This is a genomic window from Cyanobacterium stanieri LEGE 03274 (assembly GCF_015207825.1).
In the GTDB taxonomy this organism is placed as follows: domain Bacteria; phylum Cyanobacteriota; class Cyanobacteriia; order Cyanobacteriales; family Cyanobacteriaceae; genus Cyanobacterium; species Cyanobacterium stanieri_B.
In genome coordinates this window covers 1-19339 of record NZ_JADEWC010000024.1, presented here as the reverse complement: position 1 = coordinate 19339, position 19339 = coordinate 1, and the positions used below count along the sequence as shown (strand labels likewise).

The window sequence follows — 19339 nt, the reverse complement described above, 5'->3', positions numbered from 1 at the left end:
TTAGGGCTAAAAACTAATTATCGATACTCCATACTATCTTTCAATGGTAATGTTAAGAGCCGTCTTATCTTTGATAGAATAATTATTTTCTTTAATTAGTTTTTCTAGTCTTCTAACTCTTTTTTCGGGTAGAGGATGGCTTGATAAAAATGCAATATTAAGATTATTTTTTGCTTCTTCATTTAATCTTTGAAAAAAATCCGTTGCCCCGTTTACATGGTCATAGTATTTATTTAAGAGATTAATTCCAAATAAATCGGCTTTTTGTTCTTGATTTTGACTATATCGGGCATTGACAATTAAGTTGCTTAAATCTGCTCCCGATTGTAATATTTCCGAACCTCCTAAAAAGTAATTAATTACTATCCTAATTAAGATTAAATGACCAATACTCCTGAGGTGATCTCGATTAGCAAAATGTCCTATTTCATGACCTAATATCATCATTAATTCATTTTCCGATTCTACTTCCTTTAGTAAACCTTCATAAATGACTATTTTGTTACCCGGAAGGGCGATCGCATTTACAACATTTTCAGGAACATAAATAATTTCATAATCCCTTTTTACTAAACTATTTTCAGGTAATTTATTCTCTAAATTATCTAATAATTGATTTAATTGTTGATTAGTAATATTAGCTAAATTTTTTCGCTCAAAACTAGGGACAACTAATGAACCGATTCTCTGTTCTACCGAAATAGGAATAAAATTAACAACATTATTAATGACCGCAAATAGACCATATATAATTAAACTAATAACAGTCAAAAATATAATCAAAACAATAATCACTTGTCTATTATTAGTGTCTGAGTTGCGATCGCGTATAGGAGAAGAATAAGGCATAATAAAATATGATCATTGCATGGGTTATGGCATGAAATATAGTTGAATTACACTAAAAAATAAGACTTCTAAATATTATAACCGTTCCCTGTTCCCTGCCTCAACCAGAAATCATACTCAAAATCAGCAATGCCAAAATATTAATTAATCGCTTTTAACAGGGCGAAAAGGATTGAGAAAATTCATCAAAGGAAAAAGATTACGAGACTGTATCCATAACTTTCCATTACCACTAAAACGACATACCAACCCTTCTCCTCCTAATATACCCGTACGCAAACCCTTAAACGATAAACCCCCCATCATCTCCACATTGTAATCTAGGGTATCCTCAAAGGCGACAATATATCCCGTATCCACCACATAACTGCCCCTAACATCCACCTCCAAAATAGCACCATAGGAACTAAACCAAATATCTCCTTGCCCCGTAGCCTTGATCAAAAATAAAGACTCACCACTAAAAAAACCTTTAAAACCCTGAAATTTAGTATCTATTTCCACCCCCGCACCACAGGCAACAAAACCCGATGACTGAATCATTAAACTATTATTTCCCGTTAATAAATAATGGGCAATATCCCCTGGCACACCCGGGGATAAATATAGTTCCCCCGACTTATTTTCAGCGGTAAATCCACTTAAAAACAAGGATTCTCCCCCTAACATCCTGCCAATACTTTTACCTAAACCCCCTTTCATTTTCGATTTCATCTTAATACCAGAATCCATGGCCGCCATCGCTCCTGACTCCACCATCACCATCTGATTAGCCTGTAGAGTTAAAATTAAAAAAGCATAGGCCGGGTTATTTTCAATTCGATAATTAATTTCTGATTTATTTAACATATTTTTATCACATTTTTTATCTTTTTCACTATTACTATTAAATGTCAAAAAAACATTTTTTAATTAATATTTATTACTTATCTAGGAGGTAATTTAGGGCCAATGGTAGTACCAAAACTCTTTGGACTATGGGTTTGACAAAATAGTTTTCCTCGCCCACTAAAACGACAAACTAAACCCTCACCCCCCAAAAAAGAACCTATTAAACTAGAACTAGCTTTAGTAATGCGGAAATCTAAAGTTTTTTCAAAAGCCACAATATTTCCCGTATCAACCACATATTCCCCATCCACATCTATTTCATAGATACCACCAAAAGAAGTAAGAATAATTGGGCCGCTACCGCTTACTTGTAACCAAAAAACAGATTCTCCCGAAAACAATGATTTAAAACCCTGAAAACCCAATTCAATATCTACCCCCGAAGCACAAGCCAAATAAGAGCCTGATTGCACTACCAATTCATTGCCCATCATTTCATAAACCAATATATCTCCCATCAGATGGGGGGCAAGATAAATTTCTCCATTGGGTTGATAGCATCGAAAAACACTAAGAAATAATGATTCCCCTGCCATCATTCTTTTTAAACCCCCTAAAATACCTCCTCCCTTTCCTTGCCTGAGGGTGGTACTAACATTGATAAAATCGCTCATGGCAATCATGCTTCCCGCCTCGGCTAGTAACTCCTCTTGAGCATCGAGGGTTATCTTGGCGATCGCACTGTCGGGCTGTTGTAAAGTTTCAATATTCATAAAAATCTCAAATTAACGAACTTTAGGACGTAAAAAACCAACCAAACCAGAAATACTACGAGATTGAAGATAAATAGTACCCCTTCCCGTAATCCGATTAACAAAACCTTCCCCCGAAGTCATGGAGGAGAGTAGATTTCCCGATAAACCAATATTCATTTTCAAATCACCCTCATAGGCAACCAAATGGCTATTATCCACCACAAAATCGCCACTAACTTCCTTTTGAGTCAAACCACCATAAGAGCCAAATAAAACCTGCCCTTTACCCGTAAATTGCAGTTTAAACAACCCTTCCCCCGCAAACCAACTAGAAAAACCAGCCCAACGCACTCCCATTTTAGCCCCAGGAGTATGGGCAATATAAGCCCCAGGTTGCAAACAAAAAGGTTTTGAACTTAGTTTTTTATGTTCAATGTCGCCAATCATAGCCTGACTTAACACTAGGGTTTGAGGGACATTGGTGTTATTCTGGAAAACATTCACAAACAAAGATTCTCCACCAAAAAACCTACGCATCAGGGCAGGGAAAAAACCACCAGAAAACTCGGTTTTAATAGTTATTCCCCCATCCATACTAACCATTGCTCCTGCCTCGGCGGTAATTTTTTCCCTAGGTTGTAGGGTTACAAAAATAGTGGCAAAGGCGGGGCGATAACGAATACTACATTCCACAAAATTATCACTCTTTTCTAGCTTTAGTAATAAACTTAATTTATTTTCCAGATAGGATATATATTACATTACAAAACTTCGTATAATACAAAAAAGGTTAAATTCGAGGAATGGTAAAACTAAAGCGAGAACCTTGATGTAAGTCTGATTCAACCCTAAAAGAGCCACCGTTGCGATGGACAAATTCTTTACATAACAGTAATCCTAACCCTGTACCTTTTTCCCCTTCCGTACCTAATTTAGTGGCGGTATATTCTATTTCAAATAAACGATTCATTTGCTCTTGAGTCATACCAACCCCTGAATCAGCTACTATCACCCTAACTAGGTTATTATTTTCTAACTCACAGGTAATAGTAATTTTTTCCCCCATGTGGCTAAATTTGATAGCGTTATTCACTAAATTTTGAATCACTGACTCGAGCATAATTAAATCGCCGTAAATATTAATATCGGGGCTAACTTCATTGACTAAAATAATTTTTTTGTGAAAGGCTGTGCCAGAAAGTAACTCTAAAACTTCTTCTACTACTTCACGAAGATTAAGTCTTTTAGGGCGCCAAGATAAATTGCCTGTTTCTAGCATAGACCATTGTAAAAGGTTATCTAATAGTTTTAGGGTAGATTTACCTGTACTATATATGTCTGAGCTGATTTCTTTTATTTGTTCGTCGTCTAAATTATCAACGTCTTTATGGAGAATTTCGGCAAACCCAAGCATGGCATTAAAGGGGGATTTTAAGTCATGGGCAATGATGGAGAAAAAACGGTCTTTTCCTGCGTTAATTTGTCTTAATTCTGTGGAGTAAGTTTGTAGTTTTTTAAATGATAGCCGAAGTTCTAATTGGCTAATGACTTGTTTTGCTAAGATTTTGAGGGCTTTTTCTTGGGCGGCGGTTAAGGTTTTGGGTTTGGTGTCGATGGCGCATAATGTACCTAGGGCGAAACCATTGGGGGTGATAAGGGGCGCTCCTGCATAGAAACGAATGGAGGGATTTTTTAAGACTAAGGGGTTATCGGCGAAACGTTCATCTTTGGTAGCATCTTCAACGATTAAAACTTCTTCTTGTTTTAAAATGGCATGGCTACAGAAAGCAATATCGCGATTAGTTTCCCTGGCTTCTAATCCTACCCTCGATTTAAACCACTGTCTATTTTCATCGATGAGGCTAATAAGGGCGATGGGGGTTTGACAGATGGAGGAGGCTAATTCGGTGAGTTCGTCATAAACTTGCTCGAATTCGGTGTCTAAAATATCGTAGGCAAGAAGGGCATTGATACGCTCTTGTTCGTTGTCGGGTTTTGGGGCGATTTTCATGGTGCAATCATTGTTCAATGATATTCTTTTTTTATTTTAATTTTATTTTTCCCCAGATTTTTATTTATTTTGCATAATGCAATAATCTTCAATTTGTCTATCATGTTAATGGAGGGTAATTGTAATTTTTGTACAATTTCTGAGAATTTTTTTATATAGTGAGGGTAAATATCCATGGCAATGGAAACTTTAGAATTTATTATTTATCCTGATGGTAGGGTAAAAGAAAGGGTTACTGGTATTGTGGGGAAGTCTTGTGAGGAGGTGACTAGGGCGATCGAAGAACAGTTGGGCGTTGTCATTTCTAGCCAAAAAACATCGGATTATTACCAACAAAAAATCGAATCTGAAAATCAAATTCAGAATCAGAATTGGTAAACTTTTATATATAAATCTCATTTTTCCAATTTTTGTTTACTCTATCAAGATAAATTTATGTCACATTTTAGTAGCATCAAGACGCAAATTCGCAATCTAACTTCTCTCAAATCTGCCTTAAATGACCTCAAAATTGATTGGAAGGAGGGCCCTTCTGAGGTTCGTGGTTATCAGGGGCAAACCAGTAAGGCTGATTTGGTCATTGCACAGGAAAACAATTATGATATTGGTTTTAGCTGGAATGGTCAACATTATGAGTTAGTGGCTGATTTACAATACTGGCAACAGCCTTGGACTGTTGATGGGTTTTTACAGCGTGTAACTCAGAATTATGCTTTACATACTGTTTTGACGGAGTCTAGCCAACAGGGGTTTGCTGTGACTGAGCAACAAAAGAATGAGGATGGCTCTATCCGTTTAGTGGTACAGCGTTGGAGTTAGTTTTTTCGTTTTGTGGGTGGGTAATGATTATTGTTACCCACTGTTTTTGATTGGGTGGGGTTTTGGTGATGGGTTGCTGTTATTTTTGATGAGGTTTGTTATGTTTGATGAACAAAATATTCCCGAAACCAGTGGCTTTGAGCCTGAATTGGGAGGGGTTTGGCGTGATAACCCTGAAAGGACTGGTTTTGAACCTGAGTTGGGGGGGAGTGTTCGTCAAAGGGGGGTTTATGTGGATGAGGTGACTTGTATTGGTTGTAAAAATTGCGTTCATGTTGCCCCTAATACTTTTTATATTGAGGATAATTTTGGGCGCTCTAGGGTGTATAACCAAAATGGAGATGAGGAGGATATTATTCAAGAGGCTATGGACACTTGCCCTGTGGATTGTATTCATTGGTTAGATTATACCCAAGTGCGGCAGAAGGAGGAGGAAAGAAAGTATCAGGAGGTACGCCCCCTTGGTTATCCTCAGGTTTTTTATCCTAAAAAGGACAAGAAAAGGAAATAGTTAAGGTGCGCTCGGTGATTAAATGGGCTATGGAACAAATTTGGTATTAATTTAATCCCTAATGGTTGAGATTATACTATGGGCGATCGCCCTTGAAGCCCCCGCAGAACCAATTCTTTCCAATCCATTCTCCCGACAATCAGCTAAATACTGACTATCTTCCATAATTTCCATAATCTCCCTTGCCCCCTGACTAAACATCAAATCTAAATCCCGAAACTCAGTTACCGTACGAATATTAAGCCCTAAATAACGCATTTGAGCCTCGGCAAAACGATAAGTAAATTGAGGGCCTCCACCAATAATTTGTACTACGGGTTTACCTAAACCAACTCCTTGTTCTATGGCAGTTCCAGCCATTCCTAAAATCAAATCACTGCTAATTAAAATCTCGGCAAAACTATTATAAAATAACTCAATAGTAACATTTTGCTCATTAATATTTTTAGTTAAAATTAATTTTTCTGGCTTTTCTTTTAAGGAAATATAATTATTTTTTTTACTTTTTTTAAAATCATTAGAAAAATAAAAATTCCAACCCAAATCTTTGGCAATTTTCGCCACATCACTATAAATAATATCCGTCACCAAAGCCCCACAAAACCGCCATGGCTTTGAAGAAAGATGCACTAACCTTTCACAAACTTGAATTTGTAATTGTAAATTATTCACCGCTTCAGGTACTCTACTACCTGGTAAAAGAGCTATCATAGAAGGGTTTGAGTCGTCATTTAAAGTTTGACTTTGAACATTAAAACCCATCTTATTCGAGTTAATTTTTAACGCATCCATAATCGGATAACCATAACAACTAACCCTCTTAATACCCTGTTTTTGTAAATCTTGAGCCGTGAAATTATCCTTCGTAAAAACCCCTAAACATAAAGAAGAATTTAAGAAAAAACGACTAAATAAAGGTAAGCCCAATTTACCTTCATAATAACTAGAATAAGCAACTAAAAAAATAAAAAACTTTTTTCTAATTAAAAAACAGAATAATAAAGGTACTATATCCCCAATTGCCACAAAAATATCATAGTTTTTTCTGAGTTTAAATAAAGTTAAAATTTGTTTAAAAGTTAATCCCAATAAACCCGCCCATAAATCTTTGACAAAATTACGAGGATTGAGATAAAACATTCCCCCAGAGGGCATAGTTAAAATAGGTGCAACCACATTAAAACCCTTATTAAGATAACTTTTACCCTGCCCCACAATAGGAAAAGTATCAATAATTAAATTAGGATCAATTTTTTTTAAAGCCTCAGCGATTAAACTGCCATTTAAATCTTCCCCATGACCATTACTAATAAATAATACCTTTTTCATAAACAGTATTTAACACCAACTTTTATCAACATCAATCCGCAAAAAATCTTAATCAATAACGACTAAATTATCTCGATGGATAACTGTCTGTGCTCCCTCATAACCAAGTATTTCATAAATTTTTTGAGACTTTTTACCCTTAATTAGCTGTAATTCATTACTACTATAATTAACGATACCCCGTGCCACAGGCAAATTATCAGGGGCATATAAATCCACTGCATCAGCACTATTAAAATCACCCTCAATGGCTAAAATTCCTGCGGATAAAAGGGATTTTCCTTGCTCACAAATAGCCTTAGTTGCCCCATTGTCAAGATATATTTTGCCCTTAGAAACTAAACCATTAATAATCCAACGCTTACGGGCATTTTCTGGACGTGGTTGAGGTTCAAAACGAGTACCGATCGCCCTTCCTGCTAAAATATCAAGGATATTAGTAGGATTCTTACCATTGGTGATAACCGTTGTCACCCCTGCCCCTGTAGCGATACGAGCGGCGGTAATTTTAGTAACCATGCCCCCTGTGCCCCAATTGGTGCCACTATCACCCACATCAATATCTAAATTAGATAACTCATGCCTTGCCACCAAATCAATGGGAGTAGCAGAAGGCACTAAACGAGGGTCAGCAGAATATAGTTTATCAACATCGGTCAATAAAAACAACCAATCAGCATCCACTAAACTAGCCACTAAAGCCGAGAGGGTATCATTATCACCGAATTTTAACTCATCGGTTGCCACGGTATCATTTTCATTTACCACGGGGATTACTCCCAAATCCAATAAAGCCCGAAAAGTGTTACTAGCATTGACGTAACTACTTCTTTCCTTAAAATCATGACGGGTAAGCAAAATTTGGGCGATGGGCTGCCCTAAATTATTAAATAAATCATCATAGATACGGATTAAGCGCCCTTGCCCCACCGCTGCAATAGCTTGTTTTTGATTTAAATTTTGGGGGCGTTTAGAGATGCCTAATCTACCGCAACCAACCCCCACTGCGCCTGAGGAAACTAAAATGATGTTATAACCCTTTTGTCTTAGATTGGTGAGGGTTTCGACGAGGGTAGCAATGGTGGATAGGGCAAGGCTTCCCGTTTCCGGAATTGTTAAACTAGAAGTACCAATTTTAATAACGATGGTTTGACTCATTAAATAACCGAAGTTGGATGCTAAAGTTAGGCATTAGTAACTACACCATAATCCTACACGAATTATCGACTATGTTATTGTCCGATTTATCATTGTTATGGAAAATCATTCGTTTAATGATAAAGTTTTGATTTACCTTATCTGTCAATTTTAGCCATGCCAATTTATTATTATTGGGGTGAAGATGATTTTGCCATGAATCGGGCGATCGCCCTTATAAAAGAAGATAAAATAGACTCAAATTGGGTACAGTTTAACTATGAAAAAATTAACGGTGATAAAGAAGATAACATCAAACAAGCCTTGATGGAAGTTATGACTCCTCCCTTCGGTAATGGCGATCGCCTTGTATGGTTAAATAATACAACCATATGTCAAACCTGTAGCGAAGAATTACTATCAATCCTCAAAAACACCCTACAACAAATCCCAGAAACCAGTCATCTTCTATTCACCAGTCGAAAAAAACCCGATGCCCGAATCAAAAGCACCAAATTAATCAATCAATATACCCAAATCAAAGAATTTTCCCTTATCCCCATCTGGCAAACCGATATTTTAATCAAAAGAGTAGAAGAAACAGCCCAAGAAAAAAATATTAAACTAACTCCCCCCGCCATCCAAACCCTTGCCACCTGTGTCGGTAACGACAGTCGCTTACTATGGCAAGAATTAGACAAACTCGCCCTCTACCAAGGAGACAACCCCCAACCCATCTCCCAAGAAACCGTTAACGCCCTAGTTAACGTCAGTAACCAAAACAGCCTCCAACTAGCCCAAGCAATTCTAAAACAAGACACAGGGAAAGCCCTGCAACTGGCCCAAGAATTAATTAATTTAAATGAACCAGCCCTCCGAATAGTTGCTACCCTAGTAGGACAATTTCGCACTTGGGCTATGGTAAAAACCATCATCGAATCAGGGGAAAAAGACGAAAAAAAAATCGCTACCCAAGCCGATGTTGGCAATCCCAAAAGAATCTATTTCCTCAAAAAAGAAGTCAGTCACATCAGCGCCCAGAAACTACAATCAACCTTACCCATTCTCCTCAACCTAGAATTAAGTTTAAAAAGAGGAGAAATCCCCCTCAATGCCCTACAAAAAGCCATCATTCAATTAACCAATTTATAAGCAAAACCAGCCCCCCAAACAAATATGGTAAAGTTATGTTAAGAAAATTAACCATTAACTTAGCTTTTCTCTATGCTGTATCGTAGATTTGGTAGAACAGAATTACAAATGCCCGTATTTTCCTGTGGAGGAATGCGCTACCAATATAAATGGCAAGATGTACCCCAAAAAGATATACCCCAAGACAATCAAGATAACTTAGAAGCCGTTATCAAACGTAGTATTGAGCTTGGTATTAATCACATCGAAACCGCAAGGGGTTATGGCACATCAGAAATGCAGTTAGGGCGTATTTTACCCCAATTTCCCAGAGAAGATTTAATCATTCAAACCAAGGTATCTCCCCAAAGTGATAGTCGTAAATTTAGGGAAACTTTTGATAAATCCTTAGCATATCTACAACTAGACTATGTGGATTTATTGGGCATCCATGGTATTAATACCCCCGAATTACTGGAAATGACCATAAAAAAAGGGGGTTGTCTTGATGAGGTGCGTAAACTACAGGCAGAAGGAAAAGTCAAATATGTTGGATTTTCTACCCATGGCGACACCCATTTAATCATAGATACCATTAAAACCAACCAGTTTGACTATGTAAATTTACACTGGTATTGGATTAATCAAGAAAATTGGGCAGCCATTGCAGAAGCTAATAAACTAGATATGGGGGTATTTATTATCAGCCCTTCTAATAAGGGTGGTTTATTATATCAACCTTCTCCAAAGTTAAGGGAATTATGTCAACCCCTTAGCCCCATGGTATTTAATAATTTATTTTGTTTATCCCATGCCCCAGTGCATACCCTTAGTTTAGGGGCGGCAAAACCAGAGGATTTTGATGAGCATCTCAACACTTTACCATTATTAGAAAAGGCTAATGTTTTATTACCTCCTATCATTGAAAGATTGGAAAATGAGGCTAAGAAAGTTTTAGGGGAAAAATGGTTAAAGACATGGCGCCGAGGTTTGCCTAGTTATAAGGAAACCCCCGGAAATATTAATATATCTACCATTTTATGGTTACGTAATCTCGCCCTTGCTTATGACATGGTGGAATATGGCAAAATGCGTTATAACCTTTTGGGTAATGGGGGGCATTGGTTTCCCGGGCAAAAGGCTGATAAGTTACAGGGCTTGGATTTAACTTCTTGTTTACAAAAAAGCCCCTATGGTGAGCAAATTCCCCGTCTTCTGGCGGAAGCGGAGTCTTTGTTGGGGGGGCAAGAGGTTAAACGTCTATCTCAAAGTTAAGGTGAAGGGGTAAAGTTTATACCCCCATGGCCTCATAATATCAAGTATCCTCGCAGTTGCCCCACCGTGTAATGAATTATATCAAGTTCGGAAAATTCCTTATAGATAGATTGTATTTCAGCAGTTGCCCCACCGTGTAATAAATTACACGGCTAATGGTAGTTCGTTCAATAAATTGAACTAAAATTAAACTATTATCCCCCATACTCCCCATAACTCTTTTATTTTTCGGCTTGTTGACGAATAATTTTAGTGGCTTCTACCATATTGGTTAGGGCGGGAATAACTTCATTCCAATGACGGGTTTTTAAGCCACAATCGGGATTTACCCAAATTTGTTGTAAGGGTAGATTTTTAATTCCTTCTTCTAATTGTTTTACCATTTGTTGAATCGAAGGCACTACGGGGCTATGAATATCATATACTCCATTGCCGATTTGGTGGTTATATCCTGCGGTGGTTACTTCCTCGAGGGTGCGATTATTGCTACGGCTATTTTCGATAGAGATAACGTCAGCATCCATTTTTTCGATGTCTTTGATAATATCTCCAAATTCAGAATAGCACATATGAGTATGTATCTGTGTTACAGGAAGGGCGATCGCACTGGCTAACCGAAAAGCATCCACTGCCCATGTGAGATAATCAGCCCAGAGAGCGGTTTTTAGGGGTAATCCTTCCCTGAAGGCAGGTTCATCCATTTGAATGATTAACGCCCCAGCCTCTTGTAAATCAGCCACCTCTGCTTGAAGTGCCAAAGCAATTTGGAAGGCTTGATGTTTACGGGAAATATCAGCGCGGGGAAATGACCAATTTAACATGGTAACAGGGCCAGTTAACATCCCCTTAACAGGTTTATCCGTAAGGGCTTGAGCGATTTTAAACTCCCTGATGGTCATGGGTTCGTTTCTTTCCACATCCCCAAAAATAATGGGGGGGCGCACATAACGACTACCGTAACTTTGTACCCAACCCGAGTCGGTGAAAGCAAAACCAGACAACCGTTGTCCAAAGAATTCTACCATGTCGGTGCGCTCAAATTCCCCATGAACTAACACATCTAAGCCAATATCTTCTTGTAATTTAATACATTCAGCGATTTCCTTGTCAATGGCTTCTTGATATTCTTGTAAACTTAATTCTCCTTTTTTATAATTTAGTCGTAACCTTCTCAGCTTCTTGGTTTGAGGAAACGAGCCGATGGTGGTGGTGGGGAAAATTGGTAACTTTATTTGTTGCTTAATTCTTTCTTCATAGGATAAAGTGCGCTGGAAATCTTCCACCGTTAAACCCTTAACCTTTTCTTGCACCCCAGGGCGATGGGGGGCTAAAGCCTTAAATGATTGCCATTTGTCATTCTTTTCTTGCCAAAATTGCCCATTTCCTTCCGTTGAAAGCATTTTTAGCTCAATTAATTTTTGTTGGGCAAAACTAAGGATATTTCTAAGGTGCGCTGGTAAATTAACCTCCCTTTCCACATCCAAAGGCACAAACTGCAAGGAAGCCGAAGGTTGAATACTGATATTAGTAGTAACAGTTTTAACCGTTTCTAAAACATCCTGCACCTGTGCATAATTAACCTGCCACACATTACGCGCATCAACAATACCTACCCCCAAACGTTTATCGCTGGGAAATCCATACTTTTGCAGTAAATCTAAATTATTACCCCTCGTGAAATCGAGACTGATGGCTTCAACGGGTAAATTAATTACCCAACCATAGTTATTACCCAAATCCTCAAAATAAGTCACTAAATTAATGGCTAAACCCACTTGGTTAAAAATTTCATAGGTTTTGATAGTCGCTTCTTTTACCTCTGCGGTTTCATCGGTAACTAAAATAGGCTCATGAATTTGTATTTCTGTGATGCCATAACCCTTTAACTCCTCCAATAAAGATTGATATAAAGGCAATAATTTCTCTACATTTTCTCTCAAACTACCCTCATATCTACTAAGGGCAACGAGGGTTACAGGGCTAATAATAATAGGGTTAGCACTTTTTACTAAAATATTTTGCCCTCGTTTTACTTGATTTAAAAACCCTTGAAAATTATTACAGGGTTGACAATCTGCCTCAATTTCAGGGACAAGGTAATGATAGTTAGTGTCAAACCATTTTGTCATTTCTAAGGCCGGAATACCATCAGCGCCCCGGGCCATGGCAAAATATTGTTGTAAACCAGTAAAAGACTTAAAACGAGAAGGAATTAAACCCAAATAAACAGTCCAGTCTAAGATATGATCATATAAACTCATATCCCCCACGGCAATTAAATCAATCCCCGCATCTATTTGTTTTTGCCAATTCGATTTTTCAATGTCTTCAATGGTGGTATATAGTTCATCAGAACTAATTTTCTTTGCCCAATAGGATTCTAAGGCTTTTTTTACTTCTCTTTTTTCGCCAATGCGAGGGTATCCGAGAGTTAATGTAGTCAATGAATTTGATTTATTTGTCATGGATATTGAGATTATTTATTAAGATAATGAATGGGTGAATTTAACCGCACAAAAATATACAGTTTATCTAATTTTTTGCATCACAAAACTACGCCAATATCGGACATATTTATAAGTAGGAAAAAACATCAATAATTTTCCCACTAACTTTATATCCCTATGGCTATAGGTAAATAGGCAATCCATTAACTATCTTAAAAATGGGGTGTGACGATAATTTTGCCCTGAGTTAAATTAATTCATAGTATCCATTATCGGGGTTTGGGGTAGCGATATGCTTTGTCTATCAATGGTTACGAAGAGACAAAAAGCCGAAGGATGACTATAAAAAAATAACTCTATCTCTTTTTTCCCAAGAGTATAGGAGCAAAAATTGTAAATGTCTAATTAAGATTAGTAATGATTAGTATGAAGGCTCTTATATCCTAAAAAGTACTGAGGGTCATATTCTCAGGGTTAAGAGTGATCTTATTTGTAATATTTTTTCAGTTTACTACTGATAGTCTAACCAAAGGTTATGGTTATGGAACAAAGATATTCTACGTTGTTGTAATACCATCATCTGTGCCTCGCAGATAAATTTAATAACATGGTTAATCATCGGTGGGCATTCTGACTTATGGTAAATTTTACCAATTACAGTTGCGGGACAGCGTTGGATTTGCACCAATCTTTCCCCCTCACGTTCAATAATTTTTTTAAATTATTAAAACCGAATAACTAAAATAATAGCATATTTAATTCTTTTTTTGCAATTAAATTGATACCAAATCCGATTTAGAAAATATATCATTATTCGCCTTGTAATTTATTATGTCAAGTTCGGATAATTCATCATAAATAGATTGTATTTTGGCAGTTGCCCCACCGTGTAATCAATTACACAGCTAACGATAGTTAGTTCAATAAATTGACCTAAGATAATTTAGTTCGGGATAAAATTTATCGTATTCCCAAGCTGTCAGGTTTGATACCAAATCCGATTTAAAAATATATCGTTACTCGCCTTGCAATAAATTACAAGGCTAATAGTTTATCGTTCAATAAATTGAACTAAGGTATATTTTGATCTATGGATTTAGTATAAATTATTATCAACCCTACTCCCCATCACCCTACTTTTACCCTGGGGAAAAAAAACTAACTACCGTGATAGGCAATGATATATAAATCCTTCATATCTTTTATTAAAGGATAACGAGGATTACTGCCTGTACATTGATCATCAAAGGCTTCTTCTGCTAAAGTGACGATCGCCCCTAAAAATTCCTCTTCAGTGCCAGAGTAAACTTCTTTAATGGTGGCAGGAATATTAACCGCCCGTTTGAGATTTTCCACCGCCTCAATGAGTAAGTCAACTTTTTCTTCCTCCGTTTCACCCCCTAAATGGAGATAGTCGGCGATTTGGGCATAACGGTATTTGGCGTTAGGATATTTGTACTGGGAAAAAATAGCCTGTTTAAAAGGGGCATCGGTGGCATTGTAACGAATTACATGGGAAATCATGAGGGCATTAGCCAAACCATGGGCAATATGGAAGCGAGAACCCAATTTGTGAGCCAAAGAATGGCAGATACCAAGGAAGCCGTTAGCGAAGGCCATCCCTGCAATGGTGGCGGCATAGTGGACTTTTTCCCTTGCCTTAACGTCTTTTGCCCCTTCACGGTAGGAGCGAGGGAGATATTCAAAGATCAAACCGATCGCCTTTAGCGCCAAACCACTGGTAAACTCGGTAGAGTAGGCGGAAACATAGGCTTCTAGGGCGTGGGTGAGGGCATCTATCCCCCCAAAAGCTGTTAAACCTTTGGGCATATGCAACACCAATTCGGGGTCAACGATGGCGATATTAGGGGTTAGGGCATAGTCTGCCAAAGGATATTTTACCCCGGTGCGATCGTCCGTTACCACGGCAAAGGGAGTTACTTCCGAACCCGTGCCAGAGGTGGTGGGAATGGCTACCATGATGGCTTTTTCCCCCAAAGGAGGTAGATCATATACCCGTTTGCGAATGTCCATAAAACGGGTGGCAATGCCCTCAAATTCGATGTCAGGATGTTCGTACAACAACCACATGATTTTGGCGGCATCCATGGGCGAACCACCCCCCACAGCAATAATTACATCGGGGTTAAAGCTGTTCATGCGCTCCAAACCACGGTTTACGGTGCTTAAACTCGGATCTGGTTCTACGTCATAGAATATATCAAATTTGATGCCCAACTGTTCCAATACGCTCTCGATTTTATTAGTAATACCCAGATCGTATAAGGGGCGATCGGTTACAATAAAAGCTCGGTGTTTTCCTGCCAAATCTCCCAACGCCACGGGCAAACAACCATACTTAAAATATACCTTCGGCGGTACTCTAAACCAAAGCATATTTTCTCTACGCTCGGTAATGGTTTTCACATTCAGCAGGTGAGATACCCCCACATTACCACTGATGGAGTTACCCCCCCAACTACCACAACCAAGGGTAAGGGAAGGATCGAGACGGAAATTATACAAATCGCCGATCGCACCCATGGACGCAGGGGTATTCACCAATACCCGACTGGTTTCCATCCGTGCCTCAAAATATTCTATATGGTCATGGTCATCTTGGGCGATATAAATTACCGAAGTATGTCCCCTACCGCCAAATTCCACTAACCGAGACGCTTTCGCCGTGCCATCTTCCAAATCTCTGGCTCGATACATGGCAAGGATGGGGGATAATTTTTCATAGGATAAAGGCTCATTAATACCAATGTCCTCCACCTCCGCAATTAATACCTTCGTTTCTGGGGGAATAACAATATTTGCCAACTCAGCAATCCTAATCACCGACTGCCCCACAATATCGGCATTAAGACGACCATCTTTGAGGATAACTTGCCGTAAGTTTTCTGTCTCCTCTGGGGTAGTAAAATAAGCTCCCCTAAACTCAAATTCTTTCTTAAACTCGTCATAAATATCATTTTCCACGATAACCGACTGCTCAGAGGCACAAATCATGCCATTATCAAAGGTTTTACTGAGCATAATCGAAGAAACAGCCATTTTTATATCCGCACTACCCGCCACAAAAGCGGGGGTATTTCCAGCACCCACCCCCAGGGAAGGATGTCCTGAAGAATAAGCGGCCTTCACCATCCCTGGTCCCCCTGTGGCAAGGATTAATTTGATTTCGGGGTGTTGCATCAATGCTTGGGATACTTGTAGGGTAGGCTCTTCGATGCAACCGATAATATCAGGAGGGGCGCCCGCTGCGATCGCAGCTTGTAAGATAATCTGAGTGGCTTCTATGGTACATTTTTTTGCCCGAGGATGGGGAGATAAAATAATTCCATTGCGAGTTTTGAGGGCTAAAAGAGTTTTAAAAACTGCGGTGGAAGTGGGGTTTGTGGTGGGAATAATTCCTGCAATTAATCCTATGGGTTCGGCTACTTTTTCGATGCCATAAAAATCATCTTTTTCAATAACTCCACAGGTTTTTTCATCACGATATTTATTGTAAATAATTTCTGAAGCGAAGTGATTTTTGATTACTTTATCTTCGACTATACCCATCGCTGTTTCTTCACAAGCTATTTTAGCAAGGGGAATACGGGCATCATTGGCAGCGAGGGCGGCTCTTTTAAAAATACGATCTACTTGTTCTTGGCTAAAGGTAGCGTAAATTTTTTGAGCTTTTTTTACTTTGGCAATTAATTCTTCTAATTGTGCTAATTGGTTTTGGTTATCGGTCATGATTTACTCCTTGATAAAGTTACTAAAAAAGAGTTATCAAGTAGCACCTAAATAAAATTGATTAGAGATTTTTAAATAAGTGTTTTATACTTGTCTCTATTTTGATCTTAGATCTGATTTTGGTGGTTGGTCATAAATATAAACTTTCCTTTACAATCGATTTTCTATGGTGTTAGTTAGGAGACAAAATCATCTTCTATGGTCAATGGTTTATGGGGTGAACTACCTACACTGACCTGACGGTAAAGTGTTGGCTTCCTGCCCAGAAACCAGCGTAGTAGTGGATTTCTTACGTCCTCCCTTACTTCGTCTTACAGTTTGGCGACAGGCTTTATCCCCCGTTCCAGAGGTGAGGGGCTTTATAAGCCCCGTCTTTAATATTCGTAGTCCTTCATCTCGGATGTTAATTGCCGCATTTATATCCCTATCATGCCTTGCTTTACACTTTGGACATTCCCAGTGTCTTATGTCCAAAGGCAAACTATCTACTCTATTAAGACACACATGACAAGTTTTAGAACTTGGGAAAAATCTATCTACTTCAATGTAAACTTTTCCTTCCTGCTCTGCTTTATATTTAAGCATCGTGCAAAACATTCCCCAACCTACCTGTTGTATTGATTTAGCTAGGCAATGATTCTGCATCATACCTTTTACGTTTAAATTTTCTAGCACTATAACTTGGTTTTCGTTTACTATCCTACGAGATAGTTTGTGTAGAAAATCCTCACGGCAATTAGTAATTTTTTTATGTACTTTAGCAACTTTTAATCTTGCTTTATTTCGATTATTTGACCCTTTTTGTTTACGGGATAATTGTTGCTGTTTTCTCTTTAAATTAACCTCATGTTTTTTTAGTATTTTTGGGTTATCAAACTTACTCCCATCACTGGTAATAGCAATGTTAGGATTTAATCCCAAATCAATTCCTATAGCTTTACCTTCCGAGCTTACTTCTGGTTTATCTTTACCATCATCAATCAATATAGAGGCGTAGTATTGATTACAACAATTCTTAGTAATAGTTACAGTTTTAATTTTTCCATCAATAGGGCGGTGAATTTTTGCATAAACCAAACCAATTTTAGGAACATTTAGACAGTCGCCTTTAATACTGACATTGCTAGGGTATTGTAAGGATTGCTTTCCATGTTTACTCTTAAAATTAGGATACTTTGCTCTTTTCTCAAAGAAATTATTAAAAGCTACTCCTAGATTTAAACAAACTTGCTGTAAACATTGAGAATAAGTTTCAGACAACCAAGAAGTTTCCTCTTGTTTTTTTAGCTCAGGAATTAATTTTTTAATATCATACCCTGATAACCCTTTCCCAGTTTGCTTATAAGTTTCATTCATTAAATTCAAAAAATGATTCCATAGCCATCTACAAGTACCAAAGGCTTTTGTTAGTGCTAGTTTTTGAGATGAATCTGGATAAATTCTGACTTTAACGACTTTTAACATTACTTTAGAGCAAACGAGATTCAATACAAAAAAAGTTAACACATAATTTAGGGAAATGTCGAATCCTATGGGATGTTTTTTTATTGGGCGATTCATGAGGGGCTGTGTTTGGATTTTACATCCAAACCTTGTAAGCCCCGTCCCACAACTGTTTAATTATTTTTTTGTCGAAAACAAGCTGTGGGGCTTCTCGCCAATTAAGCTAAGATAAGAATTTGATATTAAATTAATTTTGCTTCTAATTGCCGATCGCACTTACGATTTTTTTTGTAAAACTACTTTTGATAATGAATGTTGATGAATTACTAAGGTTATATTCCCAAGGGCAAAGAGAATTTAGCCGTCTGAGTCTTTCGGCTAGTGAAATAATTCAGGTAAATTTAACTCAAATTGAATTAAATCATAGTGATTTGAGTTGGAGTAATTTAAGCTCAACAGATTTAAGTGGTGGTAATCTCAGCCATGCCGACTTGGTAAACGCAAGGATTATTAGCTCTCGTTTTATCGGCGCGAACTTACAACATACGGATTTTAGTTACAGTGACTTAAGTTGGAGCAATTTTAACAGCGCCAATTTAAGCTATGGGGATTTAAGCTATGCCAATTTATCTAATACTTTTTTATCTAATGCTAACCTCACAGGGGCTAACCTCACAGGGGCTAACCTCACAGGGGCTACCCTTACGGGGGTGAATTTAACGGGGGCTAATTTGAGTGAAGCGGATTTGAGCGGTTTAAACTTAATGGAGGCGGATTTTACTAGGGCAGATTTATCGGAGTCTAATTTGACGGGGGCGAATTTGAGTGAAGCTAATTTCAGCCGTGCGGATTTAAGAAAGGCTAATTTAAGTAATTGTATTTTGGAGGGTTTATTTCTCCATCAGGCGAATTTATCTAAGGCAAATTTGAGGGGGGCTAATTTCGCAGGGGCAGTATTACACGGTTTGGGCGGAAAAAGGTTTACTTTATCACCTCTAAGAAAAAAGACGGGGGGTAAGGGGCAAATTATGTTTGTTCATGCTATTTTGAG

16 protein-coding genes and 1 riboswitch are annotated in these 19339 nt (G+C 38.0%); of the genes, 6 read left to right on the top strand and 10 right to left on the bottom strand.

Features of this window, described 5'->3' with window-relative positions:
* Positions 1 to 33: 33 nt before the first annotated feature.
* From IQ215_RS10635 to IQ215_RS10615, 5 genes are all read right to left on the bottom strand, one after another.
* Complete coding sequence (locus IQ215_RS10635; RefSeq protein WP_193801292.1) at positions 34 to 849, bottom strand: M48 family metallopeptidase; 816 nt, start codon at positions 847 to 849, stop codon at positions 34 to 36.
* Positions 850 to 993: 144 nt separating this feature from the next.
* On the bottom strand, positions 994 to 1698 hold the full coding sequence (locus IQ215_RS10630; RefSeq protein WP_193801291.1) for a TIGR00266 family protein: 705 nt from the start codon (positions 1696 to 1698) through the stop codon (positions 994 to 996).
* Positions 1699 to 1775: 77 nt separating this feature from the next.
* Entirely contained in the window at positions 1776 to 2453 is a 678-nt protein-coding gene (locus IQ215_RS10625; RefSeq protein ID WP_193801290.1) for a TIGR00266 family protein, read from the bottom strand.
* Positions 2454 to 2465: 12 nt separating this feature from the next.
* Entirely contained in the window at positions 2466 to 3128 is a 663-nt protein-coding gene (locus IQ215_RS10620) for a TIGR00266 family protein (RefSeq protein WP_193801289.1), read from the bottom strand.
* A 97-nt stretch (positions 3129 to 3225) separates the two neighbouring features.
* Positions 3226 to 4446 carry a GAF domain-containing sensor histidine kinase gene (locus IQ215_RS10615; RefSeq protein WP_193801288.1) on the bottom strand — a complete coding sequence of 407 codons (1221 nt, stop codon included), beginning with the start codon at positions 4444 to 4446 and terminating at the stop codon, positions 3226 to 3228.
* 174 nt (positions 4447 to 4620) lie between these two features.
* Here IQ215_RS10615 and IQ215_RS10610 point away from each other — a divergent pair, with 174 nt between their 5' ends.
* From IQ215_RS10610 to IQ215_RS10600, 3 genes are all read left to right on the top strand, one after another.
* Positions 4621 to 4824 carry a DUF2997 domain-containing protein gene (locus IQ215_RS10610; protein WP_193801287.1) on the top strand — a complete coding sequence of 68 codons (204 nt, stop codon included), beginning with the start codon at positions 4621 to 4623 and terminating at the stop codon, positions 4822 to 4824.
* Positions 4825 to 4881: 57 nt separating this feature from the next.
* Positions 4882 to 5265 (top strand): DUF1257 domain-containing protein, encoded by a 384-nt coding sequence (locus IQ215_RS10605; protein WP_193801286.1) that lies wholly within the window; start codon positions 4882 to 4884, stop codon positions 5263 to 5265.
* Between the two features lie 100 nt (positions 5266 to 5365).
* Complete coding sequence (locus tag IQ215_RS10600; RefSeq protein WP_193801285.1) at positions 5366 to 5776, top strand: ferredoxin; 411 nt, start codon at positions 5366 to 5368, stop codon at positions 5774 to 5776.
* Between the two features lie 51 nt (positions 5777 to 5827).
* Here the strand turns inward: IQ215_RS10600 and IQ215_RS10595 are convergent, their stop codons facing one another.
* Positions 5828 to 7105: a lipid-A-disaccharide synthase-related protein gene (locus IQ215_RS10595; RefSeq protein WP_193801284.1), complete on the bottom strand. Its 1278-nt coding sequence runs from the start codon at positions 7103 to 7105 to the stop codon at positions 5828 to 5830.
* A gap of 48 nt (positions 7106 to 7153) precedes the next feature.
* Positions 7154 to 8263 (bottom strand): glutamate 5-kinase, encoded by a 1110-nt coding sequence (proB, locus tag IQ215_RS10590; protein WP_193801283.1) that lies wholly within the window; start codon positions 8261 to 8263, stop codon positions 7154 to 7156.
* Positions 8264 to 8419: 156 nt separating this feature from the next.
* Between proB and holA the strand changes: the two genes are divergently transcribed.
* Both holA and IQ215_RS10580 read left to right on the top strand, forming a co-directional pair.
* Positions 8420 to 9394: a DNA polymerase III subunit delta gene (gene holA, locus IQ215_RS10585; protein ID WP_193801282.1), complete on the top strand. Its 975-nt coding sequence runs from the start codon at positions 8420 to 8422 to the stop codon at positions 9392 to 9394.
* A 72-nt stretch (positions 9395 to 9466) separates the two neighbouring features.
* A complete protein-coding gene (locus IQ215_RS10580) occupies positions 9467 to 10648 on the top strand; it encodes an aldo/keto reductase (RefSeq protein ID WP_193801281.1) in 1182 nt (393 codons plus the stop codon).
* A 221-nt stretch (positions 10649 to 10869) separates the two neighbouring features.
* On the opposite strand, the gene metE is transcribed toward IQ215_RS10580, so the two are convergent.
* The 3 genes from metE to IQ215_RS10565 all read right to left on the bottom strand — a co-directional run bounded on the left by metE (position 10870) and on the right by IQ215_RS10565 (position 18309).
* Entirely contained in the window at positions 10870 to 13113 is a 2244-nt protein-coding gene (gene metE / locus IQ215_RS10575) for a 5-methyltetrahydropteroyltriglutamate--homocysteine S-methyltransferase (RefSeq protein WP_193801280.1), read from the bottom strand.
* Positions 13114 to 13698: 585 nt separating this feature from the next.
* A riboswitch (cobalamin riboswitch) is annotated at positions 13699 to 13845 on the bottom strand.
* Between the two features lie 408 nt (positions 13846 to 14253).
* On the bottom strand, positions 14254 to 16845 hold the full coding sequence (adhE, locus tag IQ215_RS10570) for a bifunctional acetaldehyde-CoA/alcohol dehydrogenase (RefSeq protein ID WP_193801279.1): 2592 nt from the start codon (positions 16843 to 16845) through the stop codon (positions 14254 to 14256).
* A gap of 222 nt (positions 16846 to 17067) precedes the next feature.
* On the bottom strand, positions 17068 to 18309 hold the full coding sequence (locus IQ215_RS10565; RefSeq protein WP_193801278.1) for an RNA-guided endonuclease InsQ/TnpB family protein: 1242 nt from the start codon (positions 18307 to 18309) through the stop codon (positions 17068 to 17070).
* Positions 18310 to 18596: 287 nt separating this feature from the next.
* Here IQ215_RS10565 and IQ215_RS10560 point away from each other — a divergent pair.
* The coding region (locus tag IQ215_RS10560) for a pentapeptide repeat-containing protein (RefSeq protein ID WP_193801277.1) at positions 18597 to 19339 on the top strand (743 nt) is incomplete at its 3' end.